This is a genomic window from Pseudomonas graminis (assembly GCF_900111735.1).
In the GTDB taxonomy this organism is placed as follows: Bacteria; Pseudomonadota; Gammaproteobacteria; order Pseudomonadales; family Pseudomonadaceae; genus Aquipseudomonas; species Aquipseudomonas graminis.
This window is the reverse complement of record NZ_FOHW01000003.1, coordinates 157,572-184,515: the sequence shown is the minus strand read 5'-3', so window position 1 is coordinate 184,515 and position 26,944 is coordinate 157,572. Positions and strand designations below refer to the sequence as shown.

General features: G+C 65.2%; 3 protein-coding genes (1 of these 3 running past the window's edge). All 3 read left to right on the top strand.

Going from position 1 to position 26,944, the window contains the following annotated elements; all coding sequences use genetic code 11:
- Tightly spaced (each overlapping or abutting the next), the 3 genes in view from BMY98_RS04205 to BMY98_RS04195 form a layout consistent with a single transcriptional unit that may run on beyond the window.
- On the top strand, positions 1-9,283 hold the 3' portion of the coding sequence (locus tag BMY98_RS04205) for a non-ribosomal peptide synthetase (RefSeq protein ID WP_245760016.1). 452 nt of this gene lie to the left of the window's left edge; the window shows 9,283 of its 9,735 coding nt (coding positions 453-9,735); its start codon lies off the left edge, out of view; the stop codon is at positions 9,281-9,283.
- On the top strand, positions 9,283-25,521 hold the full coding sequence (locus tag BMY98_RS04200; protein WP_245760015.1) for a non-ribosomal peptide synthase/polyketide synthase: 16,239 nt from the start codon (positions 9,283-9,285) through the stop codon (positions 25,519-25,521). Before BMY98_RS04205 ends, BMY98_RS04200 begins: the two co-directional genes overlap by 1 nt.
- Positions 25,514-26,944, top strand: coding sequence for an aspartate aminotransferase family protein (locus BMY98_RS04195; RefSeq protein ID WP_074885108.1), 1,431 nt, complete (start codon positions 25,514-25,516; stop codon positions 26,942-26,944). Before BMY98_RS04200 ends, BMY98_RS04195 begins: the two co-directional genes overlap by 8 nt.

Here is a 26,944-nt window from a genome sequence, read left to right as displayed (position 1 = left end):
GATCAGCGACGGCCACCCAGGGTTTCAGGCGCCGCTGATCGACACCGCGTCGCTGGCCTTCCTGCAATACACCTCGGGCTCCACCAGCGCACCGAAAGGCGTGATGGTCTCCCACGACAACCTCATGGCCAACGAAATCGCCATGGCCCGGCACTTCATCTCGGACCCCGCGTCGGAAAGCTGGGTCAGCTGGCTGCCGCTGTACCACGACATGGGGCTGATGTGCGGTCTGCTGTTGCCGCTGTACTACGGCGGCACGCTGACGCTGATGTCGCCGAACTATTTCCTCGGCCGGCCGGCGCGCTGGCTGGAAGCGATGAGTCAGTACGGCGGGACCTTCTCAGGCGGCCCGGACTTCGCCTATCGCCTGTGCGTCGAGCGGATCAAGCCCGCCGCCGTGAAAGGCCTCGTGCTGGATCGCTGGAGCCTGGCGTTTTCCGGCTCCGAGCCGATCCGCATTGCCACCCTGGATGCCTTCAGCGAGCACTTTGAGCCTGCCGGTTTCAACCGCCGCGCCCTGACCCCGAGCTACGGTCTGGCTGAAGCGACGCTGTATGTCAGCGCCGCCGAGCGCGACAGGCCGTTCGGCATCAAGCCTTTTGACGGCAGCCAACTGGCCGCCGGGGACGCCGCCGAGGCGGTTTTCGCCAATCAGAATTCCAGCAGCCGTCTGCCAGGGTGCGGCTGGTGCCGGCCCGATCACGACCTGCGCATTGTCGATCCGGCGACGCTGCAGCCACTCGCGTCCGGCCACGTCGGCGAGATCTGGATTGCCGGACCGAGCGTCGCCCAGGGCTATTGGCAGAATGCCGAAGCCACCGCGCAGACCTTCGTCGAGGAAGACGGCCAGCGCTGGTTGCGCAGCGGCGATCTGGGCATTGCCAGCGACAACGAGCTGTTCATCACCGGTCGTTTGAAGGATTTGATCATCCTCAACGGCCAGAACCTGTACCCCCAGGACATCGAACAGGCGCTGGAGAAGAGCGTGGAGCTGCTGCGTCGCGGGCGCATCGCCGCCTTCCCGGTGACGGACGAGCAGGGCGTCGAAGGCGTCGGCCTGGCACTGGAAATCAGCCGCAACGTGCGCCGCCTGATGAAGCCGCCGATGATCTGCGATGCGGTACGCGACGCCGTGTCCGAGCTGTTTCTGGTGGCGCCGAAAGTCATCGTGCTGCTGGAGCCGGGCGCACTGCCGCGGACCACCAGCGGCAAGCTGCAACGTTCCGCCTGCCGCAGTGGCTGGCAGAACGGCAGCCTCGACAGTTTCGCGATCTGGCAGGACGGGCGTTTGCTCGATGCTGACAGCGCGGACGTCTCGGTTGAGGCTTCGCCTTTGCTGCCGGAAGTCCTGGCCGCGTGGCAGGAGGTCCTCGGCAAAAGCGACCTGAATGCCGCCGATCACTTCTTCGCCCGTGGCGGTGATTCGGTCGGCGTGGTGCAAGTGCTGTCGCGCTTGAACAGCGAGCTGGGCCTAAAACTTGAGCCCGCCCACCTGTTCGAGCATCCGACCCTCGGCGCCTTCAACGCCCACGTCGCCGCGTACCTCTCTACCCATGGCCGCAGTGCCGAAGCCTCTGCGGGCGTGCCGCGCATTTCCCGTGACAGCGATCCCGAGCAATCCTTCGCCCAGCAGCGCCTGTGGTTCCTCGCGCAACTGGAGCCGGACAGCAGCGCCTATCACCTGTGCGGCCAGCTCAGTCTCAACGGCGCGCTGGACGACGCCGCGCTGCAACGCAGCCTTGACGACCTGGCCGCCCGCCACGAAAGCCTGCGCACCACCTTCGCCATCGACGCCAACGAAAAGCTGGTGCAGCGCATTCACGCGCCGGCCCTCGTGCTGATCGAACGTCATTACCTGAGCGAGGACACCGATCCGCAGGCAGCGTTGGCCGAACTCGCCAAAGCGGCCGTCGAGCAGCCGATGGATCTGCAGAACGGCCCGTTGTGGCGCGTGCTCAATGTGCGGTTGGCGGCGGATCGGCAGCAACTGGTGCTGGTGCTGCACCACATCATTGCCGATGGCTGGTCGGTGCAAGTCATGCTCAAGGAATTCGCTGCGCTGTACAGCGCCCACGCACAGGGTGCAGATCCGACGTTGCCGCCGCTGCCGATTCAATACGCCGACTTCGCCGCCTGGCAGCGCGCGCGGCTGGCCGGCGGGGAAGGGCAGCGCCAACTGGCCTACTGGCGTGAGCAATTGGGTGATGCCGAGACCGTTTTGAATCTCCCTGCCGATCGTCCGCGTTCCGCCCAGCAAAGCCATCGCGGCGCCCGTTACGCCATTGCCCTCGACCGCGACTTGAGCCAGGGCCTGCGCGATCTCGCCAGTCGCCACGGCGCGACCCTGTTCATGGTCATGCTCGCCGCCTACAAAACCCTGTTGCAGCGTTACAGCAGCCAGACCGACCTGCGCGTCGGCGTGCCGGTGGCGGGGCGGACCTGCACTGAATCCGAAGGGTTGATTGGCCTGTTCGTCAACACCCTGGTGCTGCGCAGCGAGGTGTCGCCGCAGCAGTCGTTCAGCACGCTGATCGAGGCGGTTCGTCATACCGCACTGGGTGCGCAACACCATCAGGACCTGCCATTCGAGCAACTGGTCGAAGCCCTCGGCGTGTCGCGCAACCTCAGCCACAACCCGCTGTGCCAGGTGAAATTCACTCAGCAGTTTCCGCTGCCGCACAACGTTGAAATGGCCGGCGTGCGCATGGACGTCAACCAGCTCGACGACTACTCGGCGCATTTCGACTTGGGGCTGGACATCACCGACGAGGCTGACGGCATTCATGCGGTGTTCACCTACGCCTGCGACCTGTTCGACGAACCGCGTATCGCCGGTCTTGCGGGTGACCTGTTGCGCATCTGCGCGCAAGTGGTGGCCCAACCTCAGGTGAGTCTGGCGGATCTGCAAATCGGCGCCGAGCTTTCCTCCATCGCTGCTGAATCCGTGACGTTCCCGGCCACCGATGTCCTGAGCCTGTGGAATGCCAGCGTCAGCGCACAACCGAATCGTCTGGCCCTGCAAGACGAACAGCGCAGCGCCCGCTTTGCCGAGGTCGACGCCCAGGCCAATCAATTGGCACAGCACCTGCGACAGGCCGGTGTGGGCGTGGAAAGCCGCGTCGGCATTCTGCTGGAGCGCTCGCTGGAGTTCGTCGTCGGCCTGCTGGCGGTGCTCAAGAGCGGCGCCGCGTTTGTGCCGATGGACCCGAAATGGCCGGCCGAGCGTCAGGCGTTTGTGCTGGCGGACAGCGGCGCAAGCGGGTTGATCAGCGATGTGGCGGCGCCGGGTGACTTCCATGGCGACGTCATCACCATGGCTGCCGATGCCGCGTGGCGAGCACAGCCTGCTCAAGCCCTGAACCTGCAACCCCACTCCGATCAGGCCGCGTACCTGATCTACACCTCCGGCACCAGCGGCACGCCGAAAGGGGTGGTCATCAGCCACGGCGCCCTGGCTGATTACGTGCAGGGCTTGCTCGCCCGTCTTGATCTGGCGCCCGAGGCCTGCATGGCCATGGTCTCCACCGTCGGTGCCGATCTGGGCCACACCGTGCTGTTCGGCGCGCTGTGCTCGGCGCGTTCGCTGCACCTGATCAGCCCCGACCGCACCAATGACGCCGACCGGTTCGCCGCTTACATGGCCGAGCACAGTGTGGGCGTGCTGAAGATCGTGCCGACCCATTTGAACGGCCTGTTGCAGGCGACGAATGCGGCCGATGTGCTGCCCGAACATGCGCTGATCCTCGGCGGCGATGCGCTGCCGTGGGAGCTGGTGGCAAAGATCAAGCGCCTGAAGCCTGGCTGCCGGGTCATCAATCACTATGGGCCGACCGAAACCACCGTGGGCGTGCTGAGCAGTGAGGCCTTTGGCGAGTCGACTGGCGACAGCGTGCCCGTCGGCCGCCCGCTCCCTAACGCCGTGGCGCTGATTCTCAACGACCAGCTGCAACCGGTGGTGCAGGGCGACGTCGGCGAGCTGTACATCGGCGGGCCGAGCTTGGCGCGCGGGTATCACCAGCGTCCGGCCATGACTGCTGCGGCGTTTATTCCGGATCCGAGCGGTAACGGTGGGCGTCTCTACCGCAGTGGCGACCGCGCGCGCTTGCTGGCCAACGGGCAGATTCAGTTCCTCGGCCGCGCCGACGATCAGGTCAAGGTGCGCGGCTACCGCGTGGCCCTGGGTGAAATCGCCCAGCGGCTGCGCCAGCTTGACGGCCTGCGTGACGCCCATGTCCGTGTCGATGATCGCGGCCAATTGATCGCCCATGTACTAGTGATCAATGGCGCATCGGTAGACGGCGAGGCGCTGCGCGCGCAATTGGCCCAGAGCCTGCCGGACTACATGGTCCCGAGCCACATCCTGACCCTCGATGCCTTCCCGCTGACGGCCAACGGCAAGCTCGACGCCAGCGCGCTGCCGACGCCGACCACAACGTCCGAAGATTTCGAAGCGCCCCACGAAGGGGTCGAAGCCGCACTCGCCGCACTGTGGCAAGCGGCGTTGAACGTTGTGGCGGTGGGCCGTCACGACAACTTCTTCACCCTCGGCGGCGACTCGATCCTCAGCCTGCAGATCATCGCCCGTGCCCGGCGTCAGGGCATTCGCCTGACGCCCAAGCAGTTGTTCGAAAAACAGACCATCGCCGAACTCGCCCAGGTCGCCACGGTGGCCGAAGCCAAACCTGTAGCCGCGCCTGTTACGGCAGCCGTTGCACCCCGCGAGTTTGCCCTGACGCCGATTCAGGCGCGCTTCTTCAGCCTGCCGGTCGCCCAGCGTCAGCACTGGAACCAGTCGCTGCTGCTCGACGTGCCCCAAGCACTGGACACCGCGCGGTTGCAACAGGCCCTCGCCGCCGTGCTGGCTCACCACGACAGCCTGCGCCTGAGCTTCCATCAGAACGATGCAGGCCAGTGGCAGCAGCGTTACCGTGACAGCGAAAGTGCCGAGCGCGTGCTGTGGACCTGCGAGCTGAGCCGCGAAGACGATCTCGATTCGCTCAACGACGAAGCCCAACGCAGCCTGAACATCGACACCGGTCCGCTGCTGCGGGTGGTCCATGCGCGCCTGCCGTCGGGCGAGGCGCGGTTGCTGCTGGCGATCCATCACTTGGCCGTGGACGGCGTGTCGTGGCGGGTGTTGCTGGAAGATCTGCAGCTGGCTTACCGCCAACTGGCGGCTGGAAAGAGCGTGGCATTGGCCGACAAAACCGCCAGCTTCCAGGCCTGGTCGCAGTCGTTGAGCACCCTGGCGCGCAGCCCTGAGCTGCAACAACAACTGCCGTACTGGCAGGGGCTGAACGCTGCCGACGCCATCCTGCCCGGCGATGCGTCGGTGGAAAGCCGGGTCGGCGACAGCGAAACCCTGCACCTGAGCCTCGACGCGCTCAACACCCGTCGCCTGCTCAGCGAAGCCCCGGCGGCGTATCGCACACGCATCGATGACCTGCTGCTGGCGGCATTGTCCCAGGCGCTGTGGCAGTGGAGCGGTCGCCGTCGCCACGTCATCAGCCTCGAAGGCCATGGCCGCGAGGACGCCACTGGCAACCTGGACCTGAGCCGCAGCGTCGGCTGGTTCACCAGCCTGTACCCGCTGGCGCTGGACGCAGCGGATGACGCGGTCGCTACCCTCAAGGCTGTTAAAGAAAGCCTGCGCGGCGTGCCGGAGAAAGGCCTCGGCTACGGACTACTGAAGCACTTGGCTGGCGCGAATTTGCCGGAGCTGATCGGCCAGGGTGTGACCTTTAATTACCTCGGCCGTTTTGACGACAGCGAGGGCGCGCTGTTCTCACTGTCGAGCCGCACGCCGAACAATCTGCGTGACCCCCAAGGGCCGCTGGCCAATGCTTTGGCGGTGGACGGCCAAGTCCGCGACGGCCAGTTGCAGCTGGACTGGACCTTCAGCCGCGAACGCTTCAGCCGCGACAGCATCAGGCAACTGGTCGCACTGTACGAAGCGCAGTTGCTGCAGCTGATCGCCCATTGCGGCGACGAAACCAATGCCGGCCTGACGCCGTCGGACTTCCCCCTGGCCGGCCTGAATCAGGCCCAGCTCGACGCGCTGGGCATCCCCGCGCGGGAGATCGAAGACATCCTGCCGCTGGCGCCGATGCAGCAGGGCATTTTGCTGCACAGCTTGCTGGAGCAGGGCAACGGCATCTACCTGATGCAGGACCAGTACGACGTCGGGGCCAACGTGGATTTCGACGCGTTCAAGTACGCCTGGCAGCAAGTGGTGCAGCGCCACCCGGCGTTGCGCACGGCGTTTCACGGCCTGGAAAGCGGCGTGCAGCGTCAGGTGGTGATGCGTCGCGTGCCGTCACCGGTGCAACTGATCGACCTCAGCCATCTGTCCCGCGATGCCGCCGAAGCCGAGCTTGATGACCTGCTGAACAGCGAGCGCGAACAGGGCTTCGATTTCGCCCGGGCGCCGCTGCTGCGCCTGCGCCTGATCAAGTTCGGCGAGGCGGATTTCCGCATCGTTCAGAGCCACCACCACGCGCTGATCGACGCCTGGTGCCGGGGCCTGATGCTCACCGAATTCTTCGCCCATTACCGCGCGTTTCTGGATGGGCGTCAGGTCAGCCTGCCGCCGGCGCGGCCGTACCGCGACTTCCTCGCCTGGCTCGCCGAGCAGGACGAAGCGATGAGCCGCGATTACTGGCGCAACGCATTGGCAGGCTTCACCGACGTTACGCCGCTGCCGTACCGCCACAGTCCTCAGGGTGACTCGCAGATGCGCGACGTGACCCTGGCGCTGGGCGTCGAGCAGACCGTAAAACTCGCCGAACAAGCCCGTCAGCATCGTCTGACCGCCAACACCTTCGTGCAGGCCGCGTGGGCCTTGTTGCTGATGCGCCATGCCGACCGCGACGAAGTGCTGTTCGGCGTCACCGTGGCCGGTCGTCCGACCGAACTGGAAGGCATCGAAGGCGCGCTGGGGCTGTTCATCAACACCTTGCCGCTGCGCATCCGCCGGCCGGGCATGGGCGCGTCGGCGCTGGACCTGCTGAATGCCTTGCAGGGGCAGAACGCCGACATGCGCCAGCACGAACACCTGTCCCTGGCCGACATTCAGCTGCTCGCCGACACCCCCCGCGGCCAGCCGCTGTTCGACAGCCTGTTTGTTTTCGAGAACGTTCCGTTGGGTGCCGAGGTGCAGCAGGCCGTGAACGAATACCGCATCAACCCGCTGGCCAACCGCACCCACACCAACTACCCGTTGACCGTGGTGCTGCTGCCCGGTGAATCCCTGCAACTGCAGTTGACCTACGACAGCCGGCACTTCAACGACGCCGACATGGGCACACTGGTCAGCCACTTCCGTCGTCTGCTCACGCAGTTGATCGACAACCCGCAGCAGACCCTGAGTCAGTTGCAGATTCTTGAGCACAATGAGCGCGAGCAGCTGCTGGCCCAAGGGCTCGGCCCGGTGCAAAAACACTGGTACGACATCAGCTACCTGGAGCGTTTCGAGGCGCGGGTGCTGGCCCATCCGGCCCAGGAAGTGGCCCGTTGTCAGGGTCAAAGCCTGAGCTACCGCGAACTCAATCGTCAGGCCAACCGCATCGGTCACGGCCTTATCGCGGCGGGCGTACAGGGCGACGATGTGGTGGCGCTGTTCGCACCCCGCGGTCTGCCGTTGTTGAGCATGATTGTCGGCGCGTTCAAGGCCGGTGCGGGCTATCTGGCCCTGGATGATCGTCACCCGGCCGGGCGCAGTGCTCGAATGCTGGTGAGCAGCGCCGCGCCGCTATTGCTGACGCCCCGCGAGTGCCTGCGCCAGGTCGAGGCGATCGTTGCGCTGGCTGAACGCAAGCCCCGTGTGCTGGTGCTTGAAGAGCTGCTGACTGCCGCCGATGAGTCCGCCGACGAAAATCCGGGCCGCTACGCCACCGCCGAGCAACTGGCCTACGTCATCTACACCTCCGGTTCCACCGGCGAGCCGAAAGGGGTGATGGTCAACCAGCGCGGCATGCTCAACAACCAGATGTCCAAGCTGCCGTATCTGCGGCTGGGCGAGGGCGATGTCATTGCCCAGACCGCCGCCACCGGCTTCGACATTTCCGTGTGGCAGTTCCTCACCGCGCCGCTGTTCGGCGGGCGTGTGGAGATTCTGCCGGACGCCGTGGTCCAGGACCCGCAACGCCTGCTGGAGGAAGTCGCCGCCAATCAGGTTAGCGTGCTGGAATGCGTGCCGGCGGTGATCGACGCCATGCTCGCGGTCGCGCCCCAGCGGCTTGATGCCTTGCGCTGGCTGCTGCCGACCGGTGAAGCGCTGACCACCGACCTCGCCGCGCGCTGGTTTGCCCGCTACCCCGAGGTGCCGCTGGTCAACGCCTACGGTCCGGCGGAGTGCGCCGACGATGTCGCGTTGCACACCCTGACCGCCGCGCCCGCCCTCAACGCCAACATGCCGATTGGCCGGCCCACCGACAACAACTGCCTGTATGTGCTGGATTCCAACCTGCAACTGGCCGCGCCGGGTGTGGTGGGCGAGCTGTACATCGGCGGTGTCGGTGTCGGCCGTGGCTACGCCGCGCGGCCAGGGCTGACCGCCGAGCGCTTCCTGCCCGATCCGTTTGGCGAAACCGGTGCGCGGCTGTACCGCAGCGGCGACCTGGCCCGCTGGAACGCCGACGGCGCGCTGGAATACGTCGGCCGTGCGGACTTCCAGGTGAAGATCCGCGGCCAGCGCATCGAACTGGGCGAAATCGAAAACCTGCTGTTGGCGCAACCCTCTGTGCACGACGCCGTGGTCAGCGCGCAACCGACGGCCCATGGCCCGCAACTGGTGGCCTACGTGGTCGCCGAGGCGCAGCAGGCGTTGTCCAGCGACGTGCTGAAAAGCGCGCTGGCGCAGACCCTGCCGGCGTTCATGGTGCCGGCGCACGTCGTCGTGCTGGCACAGATGCCGCGCAACGCCAACGGCAAGCTCGACCGCAAGGCGCTGCCGGCGCCGAGCCTTGAAGAACGCGTGTTCGAAGCGCCCCAGGGCGAGCGTGAGGAAGTCCTCGCCGAACTCTGGCGGAGCCTGCTCAAGGTTGAGCAGGTCGGTCGTCACGACAACTTCTTTGAACTGGGTGGCCATTCGTTGCTGGCGACGCGGCTGCTGTCGCGCATTCGCGAGCGCCTCGGGGTAAGCATCCCGCTGGCCCAGGCTTTCGAAGCCACCACCGTCGCCGCCCAGGCGGCGCTGATCGACACCTTGCAGGGGCAGACCCTGACACTCGACCGGCTCGATGCCCTGGACGAGTTAATGAATGAGCTGGAGGAAAGCAACTGATGTCGCAACCGAGCATGACTTCCCAGAGCAAACTGCTGGCCCTGGCCACGCGTTTCCTCAGCCTTGGCAGCGCTCAGCGTCGGGTGTTTTTGAACAAGCTGCGCGAGCAGGGGCTCGATGCGTCGTCGCTGCCGGTGCCGCCGGGCGTTGCGGGCGAGCGTAGCCCGGCGTCGTTTTCCCAGCAGCGGCTGTGGTTTCTCGAACAGCTGGAACCGGGCAACAGCACCTATCACCTGCCGGGAGCGTTGCGCCTGAAGGGCGAGCTGAATGTTGGGGCCGTGCGAACGGCTTTCGAGCGCGTGGCCGAGCGTCATGCCAGCCTGCGCACGGTGTTCGCCACGACTGAAGACGGTACGCCGGAGCAGGTGATTTGCGGTGGTCAAGGGTTGCCGTTCGAGTGTCTGCACGCGGCGGACGAAGAGGAAGTGCAGGCCCTGGCCGATGCCTTCGCCCGACGCCCGTTCGACCTGGCCCAGGGCCCGCTGTGGCGCGTGGCGCTGATCGAGCGCGCCGCAGACGACCACGTACTGCTGGTCTGTCTGCACCACATCATTGCCGACGGTTGGTCGATTCAAGTGTTGCTGCTGGACTTCGTCGAGGCCTACCGCGCCGCGCTGTCTGGTGAAGGCGAAGCGCTGCAGCCGTTGCCATTGAGCTATGCCGACGTCGCCCTGTGGCAGCGCGCCTGCCTGGACGCGGGCGAGGGTGATCGGCAGCTCGCCTACTGGCAGCAACAACTGGGCGACGAGCCGCCGGTGCTGGAACTGCCGGCGGACCGTCCACGTCCGGCGCGCCAGAGTTTCCGTGGCGCGCGCCTGCCGTTCAGCTTCGACGCGGCGCTGTCCGGGCGCATGCGTGAACTGGCCCGGCAGCGCGGCGTGACCTTGTTCACCGTCCTGCTCGCGGCCTATCAAGTGCTGTTGCAGCGGCTGAGCGGCCAGACCGATCTGCGCATCGGCGTGCCCATTGCCGGCCGTCAGCGTTCCGAGACCGAAGGCCTGATCGGCTTCTTCGTCAACACCCAGATTCTGCGCGGCGAGGTGCAGGCCGACGCCAGTTTCAACCAGATCATCGACAGCGTTCGCCTGGCGTCCCAAGGCGCCCAGGCCCATCAGGACCTGCCGTTCGAGCAACTGGTGGACGCCCTGGCGCCGGAACGCAGCCTCAGCCACAACCCGCTGTTTCAGGTGCTCTACAACCATCAGCAACGCCAGGACGAAGCGCTGCAACTGATGCCCGGTCTCAACGCCACGCTGATGCCCCTGGACAACGGCAGCGCACAATTCGACCTGGCGCTGCACACCTGGGAAAACGCGGCGGGTGAACTGGCGGGCAACTGGAATTACGCCACGGATCTATTTGATCACGGCAGCATCGAGCGCTTGCATGGGCGTTTTGAACAGTTGTTTGCCGAGTTGCTGGAGCGGCCGGATATTGCGATTGGCGACTTCGAGCTGCTGGATGTTGAGGACCGCGCGCAACTGGCGCTGGTCAATGACACGGCGCGGGAGTGGTCTGATACCGAGCCGTTTGTGCATCGGCATTTTGAGCGGCTGGCCCAGGTACATCCCGAGTGGGAGGCTGTGCGCTTTGGCGATGAGGTGTTGAGTTATCGCGAGCTGGATCAGCGTGCGAATCAATTGGCCCATTACCTGCGAGAGCAGGGCGTCAGCCGGGAATCGCTGGTGGGCGTGGCGGCGTTGCGTTCGGTGGAAATGGTGGTTGCGATGTACGCGGTGCTGAAAGCCGGCGCCGCGTATGTGCCGCTTGATCCCGAGTATCCGGCGGATCGTCTGCGTTACATGCTGGAAGATGCAGGGATTGGTTTGCTGCTTAGCCACGATGCCGTGGTCAATGACCTGCCGATTGTTGAAGGCCTGCGGGTGCTGAATCTGGATCATCTGGCGCTGGCGGATTACCCCGTCACAGCGCCTATGGTTGATCTGCACCCCGAGCAGCTGGCCTACATGATCTACACCTCGGGCTCGACAGGGAAACCGAAGGGCGCCGGCAACACCCACGCGGCGCTGTTCAACCGACTGGCGTGGATGCAGGACGCTTATGGGCTGGACGCTTCCGACGCCGTGCTGCAAAAAACGCCGTTCAGTTTTGACGTGTCGGTCTGGGAGTTTTTCTGGCCATTGATGGTGGGTGCACGCTTGGTCGTTGCTCAACCGGGGGATCACCGCGATCCGCTGTTGTTGAAGACACTGATCGAACAACAGCAGATCACCACGCTGCACTTCGTCCCGTCGATGCTCGGTGCCTTCATGGCACAGGACGATCTCACTGGCTGCGCTTCCCTGAAACGCATCGTCTGCAGTGGCGAAGCGTTGCCCGCCGATCTCGCCAGGGAAACCTTGCAGCGCCTGCCGAATGCGGGCCTGTTCAATCTCTATGGCCCGACGGAAGCGGCCATCGACGTGACTCACTGGACTTGTGTTGATGAGCCGGGCGTTTCCGTCCCCATCGGCGCGCCAATCGCCAATCTGCACATCCACATCCTCGACAGCCGCCTCAACCCGCAACCCGTCGGCGTACCGGGCGAGCTGTACATCGGCGGCGACGGCCTCGCTCGCGGCTATCACCTGCGTCCCGGTCTGACCGCCGAGCGCTTCGTCGCCAGCCCGTTTGGCAACGGCGAGCGGCTGTACCGCACCGGTGACCTGGCCCGTTGGCGCGCCGACGGCGTGGTGGAATACCTCGGCCGTCTCGATCACCAGATCAAGCTGCGCGGTCTGCGTGTGGAAATCGGCGAGATCGAAGCGGCGATGCTGGATCACCCGGCGGTCAGCGAAGCGGTGGTCATTGCCCGTGAACTGGCCACCGGCATGCAACTGGTGGGCTATCTAGTCGCCGAGGACTTCGACGAAGAACACCTGCGCACCCAGCTGAAACAGCGCCTGCCGGATTACATGGTTCCGGCCCACTTCGTCACCCTGGAAAAGCTGCCGCTGTCGGCCAACGGCAAGCTCGACCGCAAAGCGCTGCCAGACCCACAAATTCAGCAACGTGACTTCGAAGCGCCGCTGGCCGGAGTCGAAACCCAGCTGGCCGCGCTGTGGCAGGACCTGCTCGGCGTCGCGCAGATCGGTCGCCGGGACAACTTCTTCGCCCTCGGCGGCGACTCGATCCTCAGCCTGCAAATCATCTCCCGCGCCCGCAAGGCCGGCATCGTGCTGTCGCCCCGGCAGATGTTCGAACGCCAGACCATCGCCGAACTGGCCCAGGTCGCTCAGGTGGTCACTCAGGATTCGCCTGCGGTCGAGCGCATCGAGCTGAACCGCGACATCCCGCTGACCCCGATTCAGCACGGGTTCTTCCAGCAACCAATGAAGAACCGCAGCCACTGGAACCAGTCGCTGCTGTTGACCCCTAGCGAAGCCCTGGACATTCCGGCGCTGACCCAGGCCCTTCACGCCGTGCTTAACCATCACGACGCCCTGCGCATGAGGTTTGTGCAGCAGGACAACGGCCAGTGGCAGCAACGCTATCGCGCCGGCGTTTCTGCTGGAGAGTTTTCATCCGAAGAGCAGGCCCAAAACGGCCTGATCTGGCAGCGCACCACCAGCCTGAATGAGCTGACCACAGCCTGCGACGAAGCCCAGGCCAGCCTCGATTTGAGGGACGGCCCGCTGCTGCGCGCCGTGCATTTCACCCTGGCCGACGGCGGCGAGCGTCTGTTGCTGGTGGCGCATCACCTGGTCATCGACGGCGTGTCGTGGCGCACCCTGCTGGAGGACCTGCAAAACGCCTACACCCAGGCACAAGCGGACCTCACTATCGACCTCGGCGACAAGACCGCATCGTTCCAGCGCTGGGCCAACCGTTTGCTGGATTTCGCCTACAGCGACGCCGTGCTGGCCGAAGCCGAGTACTGGCGCAACCTGCCGTCCGCACCCGCATTGCCCTGCGCCAATCCAAAGGGTGAAGCGCGGCAAAGCAACGTGCGTCAACTGCACCTGCAACTGGACGCCGCGCGCACCGAGAAACTGATCAGCCAGGCGCCGGCGGCGTACCGCACGCAGATCAACGACCTGCTGCTGACCGCACTGGTCCGCGCGATGAAGCGCTGGAGCGGGGATGCCCAGGCGATGATCGCCCTGGAAGGCCACGGCCGCGAAGACCTCTTCGACGGGGTTGATCCGGCGCGCACCGTCGGCTGGTTCACCAGCCTGTACCCGGTCAGCCTGCACGCCCACGACGACCTCGACGCCGCGCTTAAACACATCAAGGAAACCCTGCGCGCCGTGCCTAATGGCGGCCTGGGTTATGGCCTGTTGCGCCATCTGCGCGGCGAAGCCTTGCCGGCGCTGGACGGCTGCGTGCTGTTCAATTACATGGGACGGCTGCAAAACAGCAGCGGGCTATGGCGCCTGGCCAAGGAGGGCAGCGGTGCCCAGCGCGCCGCCGATGCGCCCCTCAATGGCGAGCTGTCCATCGATGCGCAAATCCGTGACGGCCAGTTCAGCCTGACCTGCAGCTTCAGCGGGGAACGCCATGAATCCGCGTCGATTCAGCGGCTGCTTGATGCCTACGGCGAAGCGCTGGACGAGGTGATCGAACACTGCCGCCATCACTCTGCGGTCACCCCGTCGGACTTCCCGGCACTGACTCAGAACCAGTCGCTGACTCAGGCCCAACTCGACGCACTGCCGGTTCCCGCCCGCGAGATCGAGCAGCTGTACCCGCTGACGCCAATGCAGCAAGGCCTGCTGTTTCACACCGAGCTGAGCGGCAGCGAGATCGCTGATCAGGGCAGCGCGCGGGATCTGTACATCAATCAGGTGGCGCTGGACATCGAACACTTGCCGGTGGCCCGTTTTAAATCGGCGTGGGCGGCGGCGGTGCAGCGGCATCCGATCCTGCGTGCGGCCTTCTTGCGCGTCTCCGGCAGCGAACAGCCGGTGCAACTGATCCGTCGCGATGCCGCTCTGGTTGTGCGTGAACTGGACCTGCGTGAATTGCAGTTGGGCGTCAGCGATAAGGCACTGGCCGACGTATTGGCGGCCGAGCGGGAAACTCCATTCGACATCCACGCCGCGCCGCTGATGCGCGTGCTGCTGGTTCGCCAGAGCGAGACGCTGTGGAAACTGGTCTGGACCTTCCACCACATTCTGCTGGACGGCTGGAGCAGTGCGGCGGTGCTGGGCGAAGTGATTCAGGCGGCAATGTCCGACGCCACGCCGCAGCCCGCCGGGCATTACGGCGACTACGTGGAGTGGCTGCTGAGCCGCGACGCCGAGGGCAGCCAGACCTTCTGGCAGACCCATCTGGCCGGTTTCGACCAGCCAACGATGATGGCGGCAGCGCTGACCGCGCCGACCTCCAGCACGGGCGAGCCGTTGCCGAACCAGGTGCGGGTTATTTCGATGGACCTCAACAGCGAGCTGCTGAACAGTGCCGCTCGCCGTCAGTGCGTGACCGTCAACACGCTGATTCAAGCTGTGTGGGTGTTGCTGTTGCAGCGCTACACCGGGCAGCAACGGGTGGCATTCGGCGCCACCGTGTCCGGCCGCTCCGCGCAAGTGCCGGGCATCGAACGCATGCTCGGCCTGTTCATCAACACCCTGCCGCTGGTGCAGGCGCCCGAGGCGCAGCAGAAAGTCGGCGACTGGCTGAACGAGCTGCAAGCGCACAACCTGGAGTTGCGCGAGCATGAGCACACGCCGCTGTTCGAGGCCCAACGCTACGCCGGCCACGCCGGCCGCGATCTGTTCGACAGCCTGCTGGTGTTCGAGAACTATCCGGTGGACGCGGTGCTCCGGGGCAAGCAGGCCAACGGCGTCAACCTGGGGTCCGTTGAACTCAGCGACAAGACCCACTACCCGCTGAGCCTGGCGGTGGTGGCGGGCGAGCACGCCCATGTGCACGTCAACTACCACAGCAACGTGTTCAGCGCCGAACAGATCACGCGTCTGTGCGGGCATTTTCAGGCGCTATTGGAAGGCCTCTGCCGCTTCCCCGAGGCGCGCATCGGTGAGCTGTCGATGCTCACCGAAGGCGACATCGACGCCATGCACGCCTGGAACACGCCGCCGTTTTCGCCTTACGTTGGTCGCCCAATTCACCAGCTGATTGCCGACCACGCGCGTATTCGCCCTGACGCCATCGCGCTGGTCCATGGCGAACAGCGCCTGACCTTCGCCGAGTTCGACCGCCGCGCCAATCAACTGGCCCACGCCTTGCGCGCCCGGGGCATCGGCACCGAAGTTCGGGTCGCAATTGCCATGGAGCGGGGGATTGATTTGTGGCTGGCGTTCTACGCCGTGCTGAAATCCGGCGGCGCCTACATCCCGCTCGACCCGGATTACCCGACCGAGCGCCTGCGCTACATGCTGGAAGACGGCGGCGTGAAGTTGCTGATCAGCCACGATGCGGCGCTGGGTCGCGTGCCCGTCGGTGATGTGCCGTTGCTGAACATCGACGAACTGGATTGCTCGTCCGAGCCAGTGACGGCACCCGATGTGGTGATCCACCCGCAGCAACTGGCCTATCTGATTTACACCTCGGGCTCCACCGGCAAGCCAAAAGGTGCAGCCATCGCCCACGCCGATATCTCGATGCACATCCAGACCATCGGTGAGCGCTACCGCTTCACGCCGGAGGACCGCAAGTTCCACTTCCTCTCGATCAGCTTCGACGGCGCCCATGAAGGCTGGATGATGCCGCTGTGTTACGGCGCCCGCGTCGTGCTCCGCGATCAGGAACTGTGGAGCGTTGAACAGACCTACGACACGCTGATTCGCGAAGGCATCACCGTGGCGTCGTTCCCACCGAGCTACCTGCGTCAGCTGTCCGACTGGGCCGGCGTGCAGGGCAAGGGTCCAGGCGTGAAAACCTACTGCTTCGCCGGTGAAGCCTTCAGCCGGGAAATGCTCCACGACGTGATTCGCAATCTGCAGCCGCTGTGGATCATCAACGGCTATGGCCCGACCGAAACGGTGGTCACGCCGACGCTGTGGCTGGCATCCGCCGACACTGCCGACTTCACCACCGCCTACGCGCCGATCGGTGATCTGGTGGGGGATCGTCAGGGCTACGTGATGGACGCGGATTTGAACCCGCTGCCCCAGGGCATTGCCGGCGAGCTGTACTTGGGTGGCGCGGTGGCCAGGGGTTATCTGGACCGTCCGGGCGCAACCGCCGAGCGTTTCCTGCCTCATCCATTCCGCGCCGGTGAGCGCCTCTACCGCAGTGGCGACCGCGTGCGCCTCAACAGCAAAGGGCTGCTGGAATACCTCGGCCGTATCGACCATCAGATCAAGATTCGTGGCTTCCGCATCGAGGCCGGTGAGATCGAAGCGGCACTGAAAGCCTGCGAAGGCGTGCGTGAAGCCCTGGTGGTTGTCCGTGACAGCGCGAACGGAAAGGTCCTGCTGGGTTATGTCGGCGGCAACGGTCTGGCCGAAGACAGTCTGAAGCAGCAGCTGAAAAACACCCTGCCGGAATACATGGTCCCGGCGCACATTGTGGTCATGGAGCGTCTGCCGCAGTTGCCAAACGGCAAACTGGACCGCAATGCACTGCCCGATCCACAGGTGATGTCCAGTGATTATCAGGCGCCGCAAACGGTACTTGAACAGCAACTGGCGGCGCTGTGGCAGCCGTTGCTGGGCATCGACGCCGTCGGCCGCAACGATCACTTTTTCGAACTGGGCGGCCACTCGCTGCTGGCGATGCAGCTGATCTCCCGTCTGCGCCATGAGCATCAACTGAGCGTGCCGCTGCGCGCGCTGTTCGACGCGCCGCGCCTCAGCGATTTCGCCCAGCGCATCGCCGGTTTGGCACACACCGAGCCCAAGCAGCTTGAGCTGACCCCACGCCAGCAGGCCCTTGCCGTGCAGTCGTTTTCCCAGCAGCGCCTGTGGTTCCTCGATCAGCTGCAACCCGGCGGTCACGCCTACAACCTGCCGGGTGCCGTTCGCTTGTGCGGCGAGCTGAACGAGGTTGCATTGCAGGCGGCATTCGACGGCCTGACCGCGCGCCATAAAGTGCTGCGCACGCGGTTCCTGGCGGTCGATGGCGTGCCGATGCAACAGATCGAGCCGGCTTGTGCCGTGGAGATCGAGCGGCTGGATATCAGCGATGAAGGGGATCTCGACACCGCCTTCAACGCCCTGGCCCAGGCCTTCGTCAAGCGCCCGTTCGACCTGTCGCGCAGCCCGGTCTGGCGACTGGCGCTGGTGCGTGTCGCGGCCGACGAACAGCGTTTGCTGCTGTGCCTGCACCACATGATTTCGGACGGCTGGTCAGTGCGCGTGCTGCTGCAGGAATTCTGTGAGCTGTACCGCGCGGCCGTGGAAAACCGCGCGCCGCAGCTGGCGCCATTGCCGGTGCAGTACGCCGACTTTGCCGCCTGGCAGCGCGAATGGCTGGCGGCGGGCGAGGGCGAGCGGCAGCTGAATTACTGGCGCGAGCAACTGGGTGACGTGCACCCGGTGCTGGAGCTGCCCACCGACCGGCCGCGTCCACCCCAACAGAGCTATCGCGGCGACCGCGTGCTGTTCGCCTTCGATGCCGCGTTCAGTCAGCGCCTGCGCGAGTTCGCGAAACAGCAGGGCGTCACGCCGTTCATGGCGATTCTGTCGGCGTATCAGGTGCTGCTGCACCGCCTGAGCGGGCAAAACGACCTGCGCATTGGCGTGCCGATTGCCGGCCGTTCGCGGCTGGAAGTGGAAGGGCTGATCGGCTTCTTCGTCAGCACCCAGGTGCTGCGCGCCGAGGTGTCTGCCGAGCTGACCTATCGTCAGGTGCTGGAGCAGGCCAAGACGCGGACCCTCGGCGCCCAGGCCCATCAGGACTTGCCATTCGAGCAACTGGTCGAAGCGCTGCAACCTGCGCGCAGCCTGAGCCACAACCCGTTGTTCCAGGTCGCCTACGACCATCAACAGCAGAACTTTGAATCACTCGCCGGGCTGCCGGGCCTGCGCGCCGACGTGCTGCCGCTGGACGATGGCAGCAGCCAGTTCGACCTGGCGCTGAACACCCACGAATACGCCGAGGGCTTGCTGGGTGGGTCGTGGACTTACGCCACGGATCTGTTTGATCACGGCAGCATCGAGCGCTTGCATGGGCGCTTTGAAAAGCTGTTCGCCGAGTTGATCGAGCAGCCGGACGCGGCGATTGGCGACTTCGAGTTGCTGGATGCTGAAGACCGTGCGCGGTTGGCGTTGGTCAATGACACGGCGCGGGATTGGGCTAAAACCGAACCGTTTGTGCATCGTCATTTTGAGCGTCTGGCGCAGGCGCATCCGGAGCGGGAAGCCTTGCGTTTTGGCGAGGAGGTGTTGAGTTATCGCGAGCTGGATCAGCGTGCGAACCAGCTGGCCCATTACCTGCGAGAGCAGGGCGTCGACCGCGAATCGCTGGTGGGCGTGGCGGCGTTGCGCTCGGTGGAGATGGTGGTTGCGTTGTATGCCGTGCTGAAAGCGGGCGCTGCGTATGTGCCGCTGGATCCTGAGTACCCGGCTGATCGTCTGCGTTACATGCTCGAAGACGCCGGGATCGGCTTGCTGCTGAGCCACGATGCGGTCATCGATGATTTGCCGGTGGTGGAAGGGATGCGGGTGGCCAATCTGGATCATCTGATGCTGGCCGGTTACCCCGTCACGGCGCCCAGGGTTGATCTGCACCCTGAACAACTGGCCTACATGATTTACACCTCCGGTTCGACCGGCAAACCGAAGGGCGCGGGCAACACTCACGCAGCACTGTTCAACCGCCTGGCCTGGATGCAGGACGCTTACGCCCTTGACGCATCCGACGCGGTACTGCAAAAAACACCGTTCAGTTTCGACGTCTCGGTCTGGGAGTTCTTCTGGCCGCTGATGGTGGGCGCGCGTCTGGTTGTGGCCCAGCCAGGTGATCATCGCGATCCTGTTGCGCTCAACAAGCTGATCGAAAAACAGCAGATCACTACGCTGCATTTCGTCCCGTCGATGCTCGGTGCCTTCATGGCCCAGGACGACCTCACCGGTTGCGCTTCTCTGAAACGCATCGTCTGCAGCGGTGAAGCCTTACCGGCCGATCTGGCCCGGGAAACCCTGCAGCGCCTGCCAAATGCTGGCCTGTTCAACCTGTATGGCCCGACGGAAGCGGCCATCGACGTTACTCACTGGACCTGCATTGATGAGCCGGGCATTTCCGTGCCCATCGGGCGCCCGATAAATAACCTGCAGATCCACATCCTCGACAGCCGACTCAACCCGCAGCCCATCGGCGTACCCGGTGAGTTGTACATCGGCGGCGACGGCCTCGCGCGCGGCTACCACTTGCGTCCCGGCCTGACCGCCGAGCGCTTCGTGGCGAGCCCGTTTGGCACCGGCGAGCGGCTGTATCGCACCGGTGACCTGGCGCGCTGGCGTGCCGACGGCGTGGTGGAATACCTCGGCCGTCTGGATCACCAGATCAAGCTGCGCGGCTTGAGGGTTGAGATCGGCGAGATCGAAGCGGCGTTGCTGGATCACCCAGCGGTCAGCGAAGCGGTGGTTGTCGCCCGCGAACTGGCCACCGGCATGCAACTGGTGGGCTATCTGGTCGCCGAGGACTTCGACGAAGAACACCTGCGCACCCAGCTGAAACAACGCCTGCCGGACTACATGGTCCCGGCACACTTCGTCACGCTGGAAAAGCTGTCGCTGTCGGCCAACGGAAAGCTCGACCGCAAAGCCCTGCCAGACCCACAGATCCAGCAACGGGCTTTCGAAGCACCACTGGCGGGAGTCGAAACCCGACTGGCCGCCCTGTGGCAGAACCTGCTCGGCGTCGCGCAGATCGGTCGTCAGGACAACTTCTTCGCCTTGGGCGGGCATTCGCTGATGGGCATTCAACTGGTGGCGCAGATCCGCCGCGACCTGAAACTTGAGCTGCCCCTGCGCGCGCTGTTCGAGTCGCCGGTGCTGGCTGACCTCGCTCACTACCTGAACACCCAGGCGCCCGCCACGGCGATGCCGGCTCTGCATCGTCGTGCCGACCGGGAATTCGCGCCGCAGTCCTTCGCCCAGCAGCGCCTGTGGTTCCTCGCGCAACTGGAGCCCGAGAGCGTCGCGTACAACCTCCCGTGCGTGCTCAACCTCAGCGGCGCACTGAAACTCGACGCCCTGCAGCAGACCTTCGATGCCCTCGCGGCCCGTCACGAAACCTTGCGCACCTGTTTCCGCCCATCCCCGATGCAAAACGGGGAGGCGGTGCCGCAGCAGCGGATTTTGCCGATCAGCAGCGTGCACATCGCCCGTCACGATCTGCGCGACAACGCCGCGCCGGAAGCCGCCTTCCAGGCGCTGGCCGAGGCGTTCATGAACCAGCCGTTTGACCTCGACGCCGAGCGCGCGCCGTGGCGGGTGGCGCTGGCGCGGGTGGCGGACGATCAGTGGCGCCTGCTGATGTGCATGCACCACATCATCTCCGACGGCTGGTCGGTGCAGGTCATGCTCGAAGACTTCGCCGCGCTGTATCGGCGTTTCGCCCAAGGCAGCGACGTGCAGCTGGCTGAGCTGCAACTTACAGAGCTCAGTGTCCAATACGCTGACTACGCCGCTTGGCAGCGCGAACACCTGAGCGGCGCCGAGCGCGAGCGCCAGTTGAACTGGTGGCGCGAGGCCCTGGGTGACGAACAGCCGGTGCTGGAACTGCCGGCGGACCGTTCGCGTCCGGCCGAACGCGATGGCAAGGGCGGGCGCCACGCCTTTGTGCTGCCGCAAGATCTGGCCGACACGCTGCGCCAGACGGCGAAAGCCCACGACGCCACGCTGTTCATGCTGTTCCTGGCCTCGTTCGACACGCTGCTGTATCGCCTGAGCGGCCAGCGCGACTTGCGCATCGGCGTGCCGGTGGCCGGCCGCGCCGAGGTGCAGACCCAGGGCCTGATCGGCTTCTTCGTCAACACCCTGGTGCTGCGCGCCGAGGTCAGCGGCGACCAGCCGTTCACCACGCTGCTGGCCCAGGTCAAGGACAACCTGCTCGGCGCCCACGCCCATCAGGACCTGCCGTTCGAGCAACTGGTGGAAGCGCTGCAACCGGCGCGCAGCCTCAGCGTCAACCCGCTGTTCCAGGTCAGTTACAACCATCAGCAACAGCCGGATATGTCGCTGCTGCAGTTCGACGGACTGAGCTGCGAAGCCCTCCAGTGGGACATCAAGGGCGCGCAATTCGACTTGGTCCTCGGCACCTTCGAGCACCGCGACGGCAGTATCAGTGGCTATCTCGATTACGCCACCGACCTGTTCGACGCCTCGACCGTGGCGCGTTTGTTCGAGCAACTGGTCACGCTGCTGCGGGCGATTTGCGCGCAGCCCGATGCCGCCATCGGCGATCTGCCGTTGCTCGGCGAGACCGACCTGGCCGCGCTGGATCAATGGAACACGCCGCCGTTCTCGCCCTACGTGGATCGGCCAATTCACGAGCTGATCGCCGACCACGCGTTCATTCGTCCTGACGCCATCGCGCTGGTCCATGGCGAGCAGCGCCTGACCTTCGCCGAGTTCGACCGTCGCGCCAACCAACTGGCCCACGCCTTGCGTGCCCGGGGCATCGGCACGGAAGTTCGGGTGGCGATCGCGATGGAGCGGGGGATTGATCTGTGGCTGGCGTTTTATGCCGTGCTGAAATCGGGTGGCGCCTACATCCCGCTCGACCCGGACTACCCGACCGAGCGCCTGCGCTACATGCTGGAAGACGGCGGCGTGAAACTGCTGATCAGCCACGATGCAGCGCTGGATCGTGTGCCGGTGGGTGACGTGCCGCTGCTGAATATCGATGAACTGGATTGTTCTTCCGAGCCAACTACGGCACCGGATGTAGTGATTCATCCGCAGCAACTCGCGTACCTGATCTACACCTCGGGCTCGACCGGCAAGCCAAAGGGCGCGGCCATTGCCCATGCCGATATCTCGATGCACATCCAGACCATCGGCGAGCGCTACCGCTTCACGCCGGAGGACCGCAAGTTTCACTTCCTCTCGATCAGCTTCGACGGCGCCCACGAAGGCTGGATGATGCCGCTGTGCTACGGCGCTCGAGTGGTCTTGCGCGATCAGGAACTGTGGAGCGTCGAGCAGACCTACGACACGCTGATTCGAGAAGGCATCACCGTGGCCTCGTTCCCGCCGAGCTACCTGCGTCAGCTGTCCGACTGGGCCGGTGTGCAGGGCAAGGGGCCGGGGGTGAAAACCTACTGCTTCGCCGGTGAAGCCTTCAGCCGCGAGATGCTCCATGACGTGATCCGCAATTTGCAGCCGCTGTGGATCATCAACGGCTACGGCCCGACGGAAACCGTGGTCACACCGACCCTGTGGCTGGCCTCCGCCGAGGCCGCCGATTTCACCACCGCCTACGCGCCGATTGGTGATCTGGTGGGCGATCGTCAGGGTTATGTGATGGACGCGGACCTCAATCCGCTGCCCCATGGGATTGCGGGCGAACTCTATCTGGGTGGCGCGGTGGCGCGGGGTTATCTGGACCGTCCCGGTGCAACCGCCGAGCGTTTCCTGCCGCACCCGTTCCGCGCTGGCGAACGCATCTATCGCAGCGGCGACCGCGTGCGCCTCAACAGCGAAGGATTGCTGGAATACCTCGGCCGTATCGACCATCAGATCAAGATCCGTGGCTTCCGCATCGAAGCCGGTGAAATCGAAGCGGCGCTCAAGGCCTGCGAGGGCGTGCGTGAAGCGCTGGTGATCGTCCGCGACAAAGGCAACGGCAAGCAGTTGCTCGGCTACGTCGGTGGTAATGACCTGTCGGAAGACAGCCTCAAGGACCAGCTGAAAACCACCCTGCCGGAGTACATGGTCCCGGCGCACATCGTGGTCATGGAACGTCTGCCGCAGTTGCCCAACGGCAAACTGGACCGCAACGCCTTGCCTGATCCCCACGTCGGCAGTCAGGCCTTCGAAGCGCCGGAAAGTGAGCGCGAAGTCGAGCTGGCGCGGGTCTGGCAGCAGTTGCTGGGGGTTGAAACCATCAGCCGTCAGGACAGCTTCTTCGAACTGGGCGGCGATTCGATTCAGTCGCTGGCCGTGATCACCCGTCTGCGTCAGGTCGGTTTCAAGCTGCTGCCCAAAGACGTGTTCAGCCATCCGCGGCTCAAGGATCTGGCCCCGCGCCTCACGGTCATCGAGGCCGGCGCAGCGCCGTTGATTGAAGACGCGCCGAAGGGCGAGTTGCCGTTGACGCCGATTCAGGCGCATTTCTTCGAGCAGCCGATGAGCAACCGCGCGCACTTCAACCAGGCGCTGTTGCTGGACGTGCAGCGGCCGCTGGACGCGCCGCTGTTGAGCCAGGCGCTGGACGCGCTGCTGGGTCATCACGATGCCCTGAACCTGAGTTTCCATCAGCACGCCGACGGTCGCTGGCAGCAGCGCTACCGAGCGACACCGGCTGCCGACAGCCTCTGGGTGCGTGACGTGGCCGACGAGCGCGCCATGACTGCGCTGTGCGAACAGGCTCAGCGCAGCCTTGATCTGCATGAAGGTCCGCTGTTGCGCGTGGTGCTGGCGCACATGCGGGAAGGGCAAAAGCTGTTGCTGGTCGCCCATCACCTGGTGGTCGACGGCGTCTCTTGGCGGGTGTTGCTGGAGGATCTGGCGCGGGCTTACGCCCAGATTGCTTCGGGCAGTGCAGTTGATCTGGGGCCGAAATCCAGCAGCTTCCAGCGCTGGGCGCGGCATCTGGTTGATGCGGCACAGGCGCCTGAGCGTCAAGGCGAAGTTGCGCAATGGCGGAAGCAGGTCGGCAGCACCGAGCCGGTCTGGCCGGTGGACCACCCGCAAGGCCGCGCCACGCAACAGGACCTTGAACAGTGCGAGCTGCTGCTGGACGCCGGGCTGACCCGTCGTCTGCTGCGCGAAGCCCCGGCGGCACTGGCGGCGCGCACTGATGAAATTCTGTTGGCGGTGCTCGCTGAAGCGCTGAAGGGCTGGAGTGGCCAGTCCGACACCCTCATCGCGCTGGAAGGCCATGGCCGCGAAGCCTTGGCGGAAGGTCTGGATGTCGGTCGCACGGTGGGCTGGTTTACCAGTCTGTTCCCGCTGCGGGTGCGTGCCGCCGGCGACATCCGCCAGACCCTCGCCAGCGTGCGCGACAGCCTGCGGGGCTTGCCGGACAAGGGCGTCGGCTTCGGCCTGCTGCGCTATCTGGGCAACGGTTCGGCGCGTCAGTCACTGGCCGCGCTGCCGGAACCCAAGGTGGTGTTTAACTACCTCGGTCAGTTCGATCAGGACCTGGGCGATGGTCGCTTCTCGCCGTCGAAGGTGTCGGCCGGCGCGCTCGTCGACCCGTCCACGCCGCTCAATCGCGAGCTGGAAATCAACGGCCAGGTCTTCGCCGGGCAACTGGGGCTGACCTTCCGCTTCAGCGGTCAGCGCTATCAGCGCCAGACCATCGAACGCCTGCAAACGGCCTATCGCGACGGGTTGGTGGCGTTGCTGGAAAGCCTGCCGTCGGCGCAACCGGTTGCACCGCAAAGCCTGCCGGTCAGCCGCGACGGCGCGCCGAATCCATTGATCCGTCTGAGCAGCGGCGCCAGCGACAAACCGCCGGTGTTCTGCGTGCACCCGGTCAGCGGCACGGTGGTCGGTTACTACGCGCTGGCCCGTCGGCTGTCTGCGCAGTGGGACGTGTGGGGCATTCAGAACCGCCAAGTGCTGGACGGCCAATGGCGCGACAGTGCCATCGAGCAAATGGCCCGGGACTACGTCAAGGCGCTGCTCGAACAACAGCCGTCCGGCCCCTACCGGCTGATCGGCTGGTCCATGGGCGGGACCATGGTCCTGGAAATGGCCCGGCTGCTGACCCGACTCGGCAAGCGCGTCGAGTTCGTCGGCCTGATCGACGGCTACGTGCCGGGCGCTGGCCAGCCGCGTCCTGTCCTTCCAGAAACCGCCCCGGAAAGCCCGGCTCTGGACGCTGGCGATGAAGGCCTGGAAGCCGACGCGCACTGGCAACAGTTGCTCGGCGTCGAGCGGCACATGCGCCAGTTGGCCAATCAATGCCGCCAGATCCACGCCCTCAGCGTGCCGGTCTACGCCTGGTGGGCCGAGCGCTCGCCGGAAAATAACGATAACGCACCGGCTCTTCTGGAGCAGGGCATGGGTGTTCGCTTGCAGGTTTCGGCCTGGATCGACGCCGACCACCTTTCGATCGTCCGTGATCAGCTGTTCATCACTCAACTTGCCGAGGCCCTCGCGCAGGTCAACGAACGCCCTCATTCCTACGATTTCCAGGAGCACGAACATGCATAGCCAACACAACGTGACGCCGATTGCCGCCCGCCACAGCGAGGCGCTGTCGAGCAGCCCGGACGCCGCCGTGGCCAACGCCGACTACCACTTTGCGCCAACCCCGCGACTGGAGCGGCAGGCCGCCGTGGAATCCAATGCGCGCAGCTACCCGCGGCGCATTCCCCTGGAACTCAAGCGCGCCCAGGGCATTCACGTGCAGGACAGCGAAGGGCGGTGGTTCATCGATTGCCTGGCCGGCGCCGGCACCCTGGCGCTGGGGCATAACCACCCCGAGGTGATCCAGGCCATGCGCGCCACCCTCGACGGTCAGCGTCCGCTGCACACCCTGGACCTGATGACCGAAGCCAAGGACGATTTCATCAACGAGCTGTTCGCGTTGCTGCCGAAAGAATTCGCCAAGGACGCGCGCATCCAGTTCTGCGGCCCGGCCGGCACCGATGCGGTGGAAGCGGCGCTGAAACTGGTGCGCACCGCCACCGGGCGCAGCAACCTGATGGCCTACCACGGTGCCTATCACGGTATGACCCAGGGCGCGCTGGCGCTGATGGGCAACCTCGGGCCGAAGACCTATCTGGACGGCATGGCCGGTGGCGCGCAGTTCCTGCCGTTTCCCTACGACTACCGCTGCCCGTTCGGCGTCGGCGGAGAGGCCGGCGAGCGCATCGGCCTGCACTACATCGAGAACCAACTGACCGACCCGGAAAGCGGCGTCCTGCCCCCCGCCGGGATGATTCTGGAAACCCTGCAGGGGGAGGGCGGCGTGGTGCCGACCTCGGCCAACTGGCTGCGGGAAATCCGCCGCATCACCCGCGACGCCGGCGTGCCGCTGATTCTCGACGAAATCCAGTGTGGCGTCGGCCGCACCGGTAAACCGTTTGCCTTCGAACACGCGGGTATCGTGCCGGACGTGCTGGTGCTGTCCAAAGCCATCGGCGGCAGCCAGCCCATGGCGGTGGTGGTCTACAACAAATCCCTGGACGTGTGGAAACCGGGCTCCCACGCCGGCACCTTCCGTGGCAACCAACTGGCGATGGTCGCCGGTTCCACCACCCTGCGCATCGTCCGCGAGCAGCAACTGGACCTGCACGCCGCCGCCATGGGCGAGCGCCTGATTGGCCACCTGCGCTCTTTGCAGAAAGACTTTCCGCAGATGGGCGATGTGCGCGGCATGGGCTTGATGCTCGGGGTGGAAATGGTCGATCTCGACGGCCGCCCGGACGCCCTCGGTCACTTTCCCCACAGCGGCGCGCTGGCCTCGAAGATTCAGCGTGAATGCCTGCAACGGGGACTGATCATCGAAGTGGGCGGCCGGCACTCGTCGGTCATCCGCTTCCTGCCGCCGCTGATCGTCACCGCCGCGCAGATCGACCAGATCGCCGACATCTTTGCCGCCGCCGTTTCAGCGGCCGTCAAACAGCCTTAA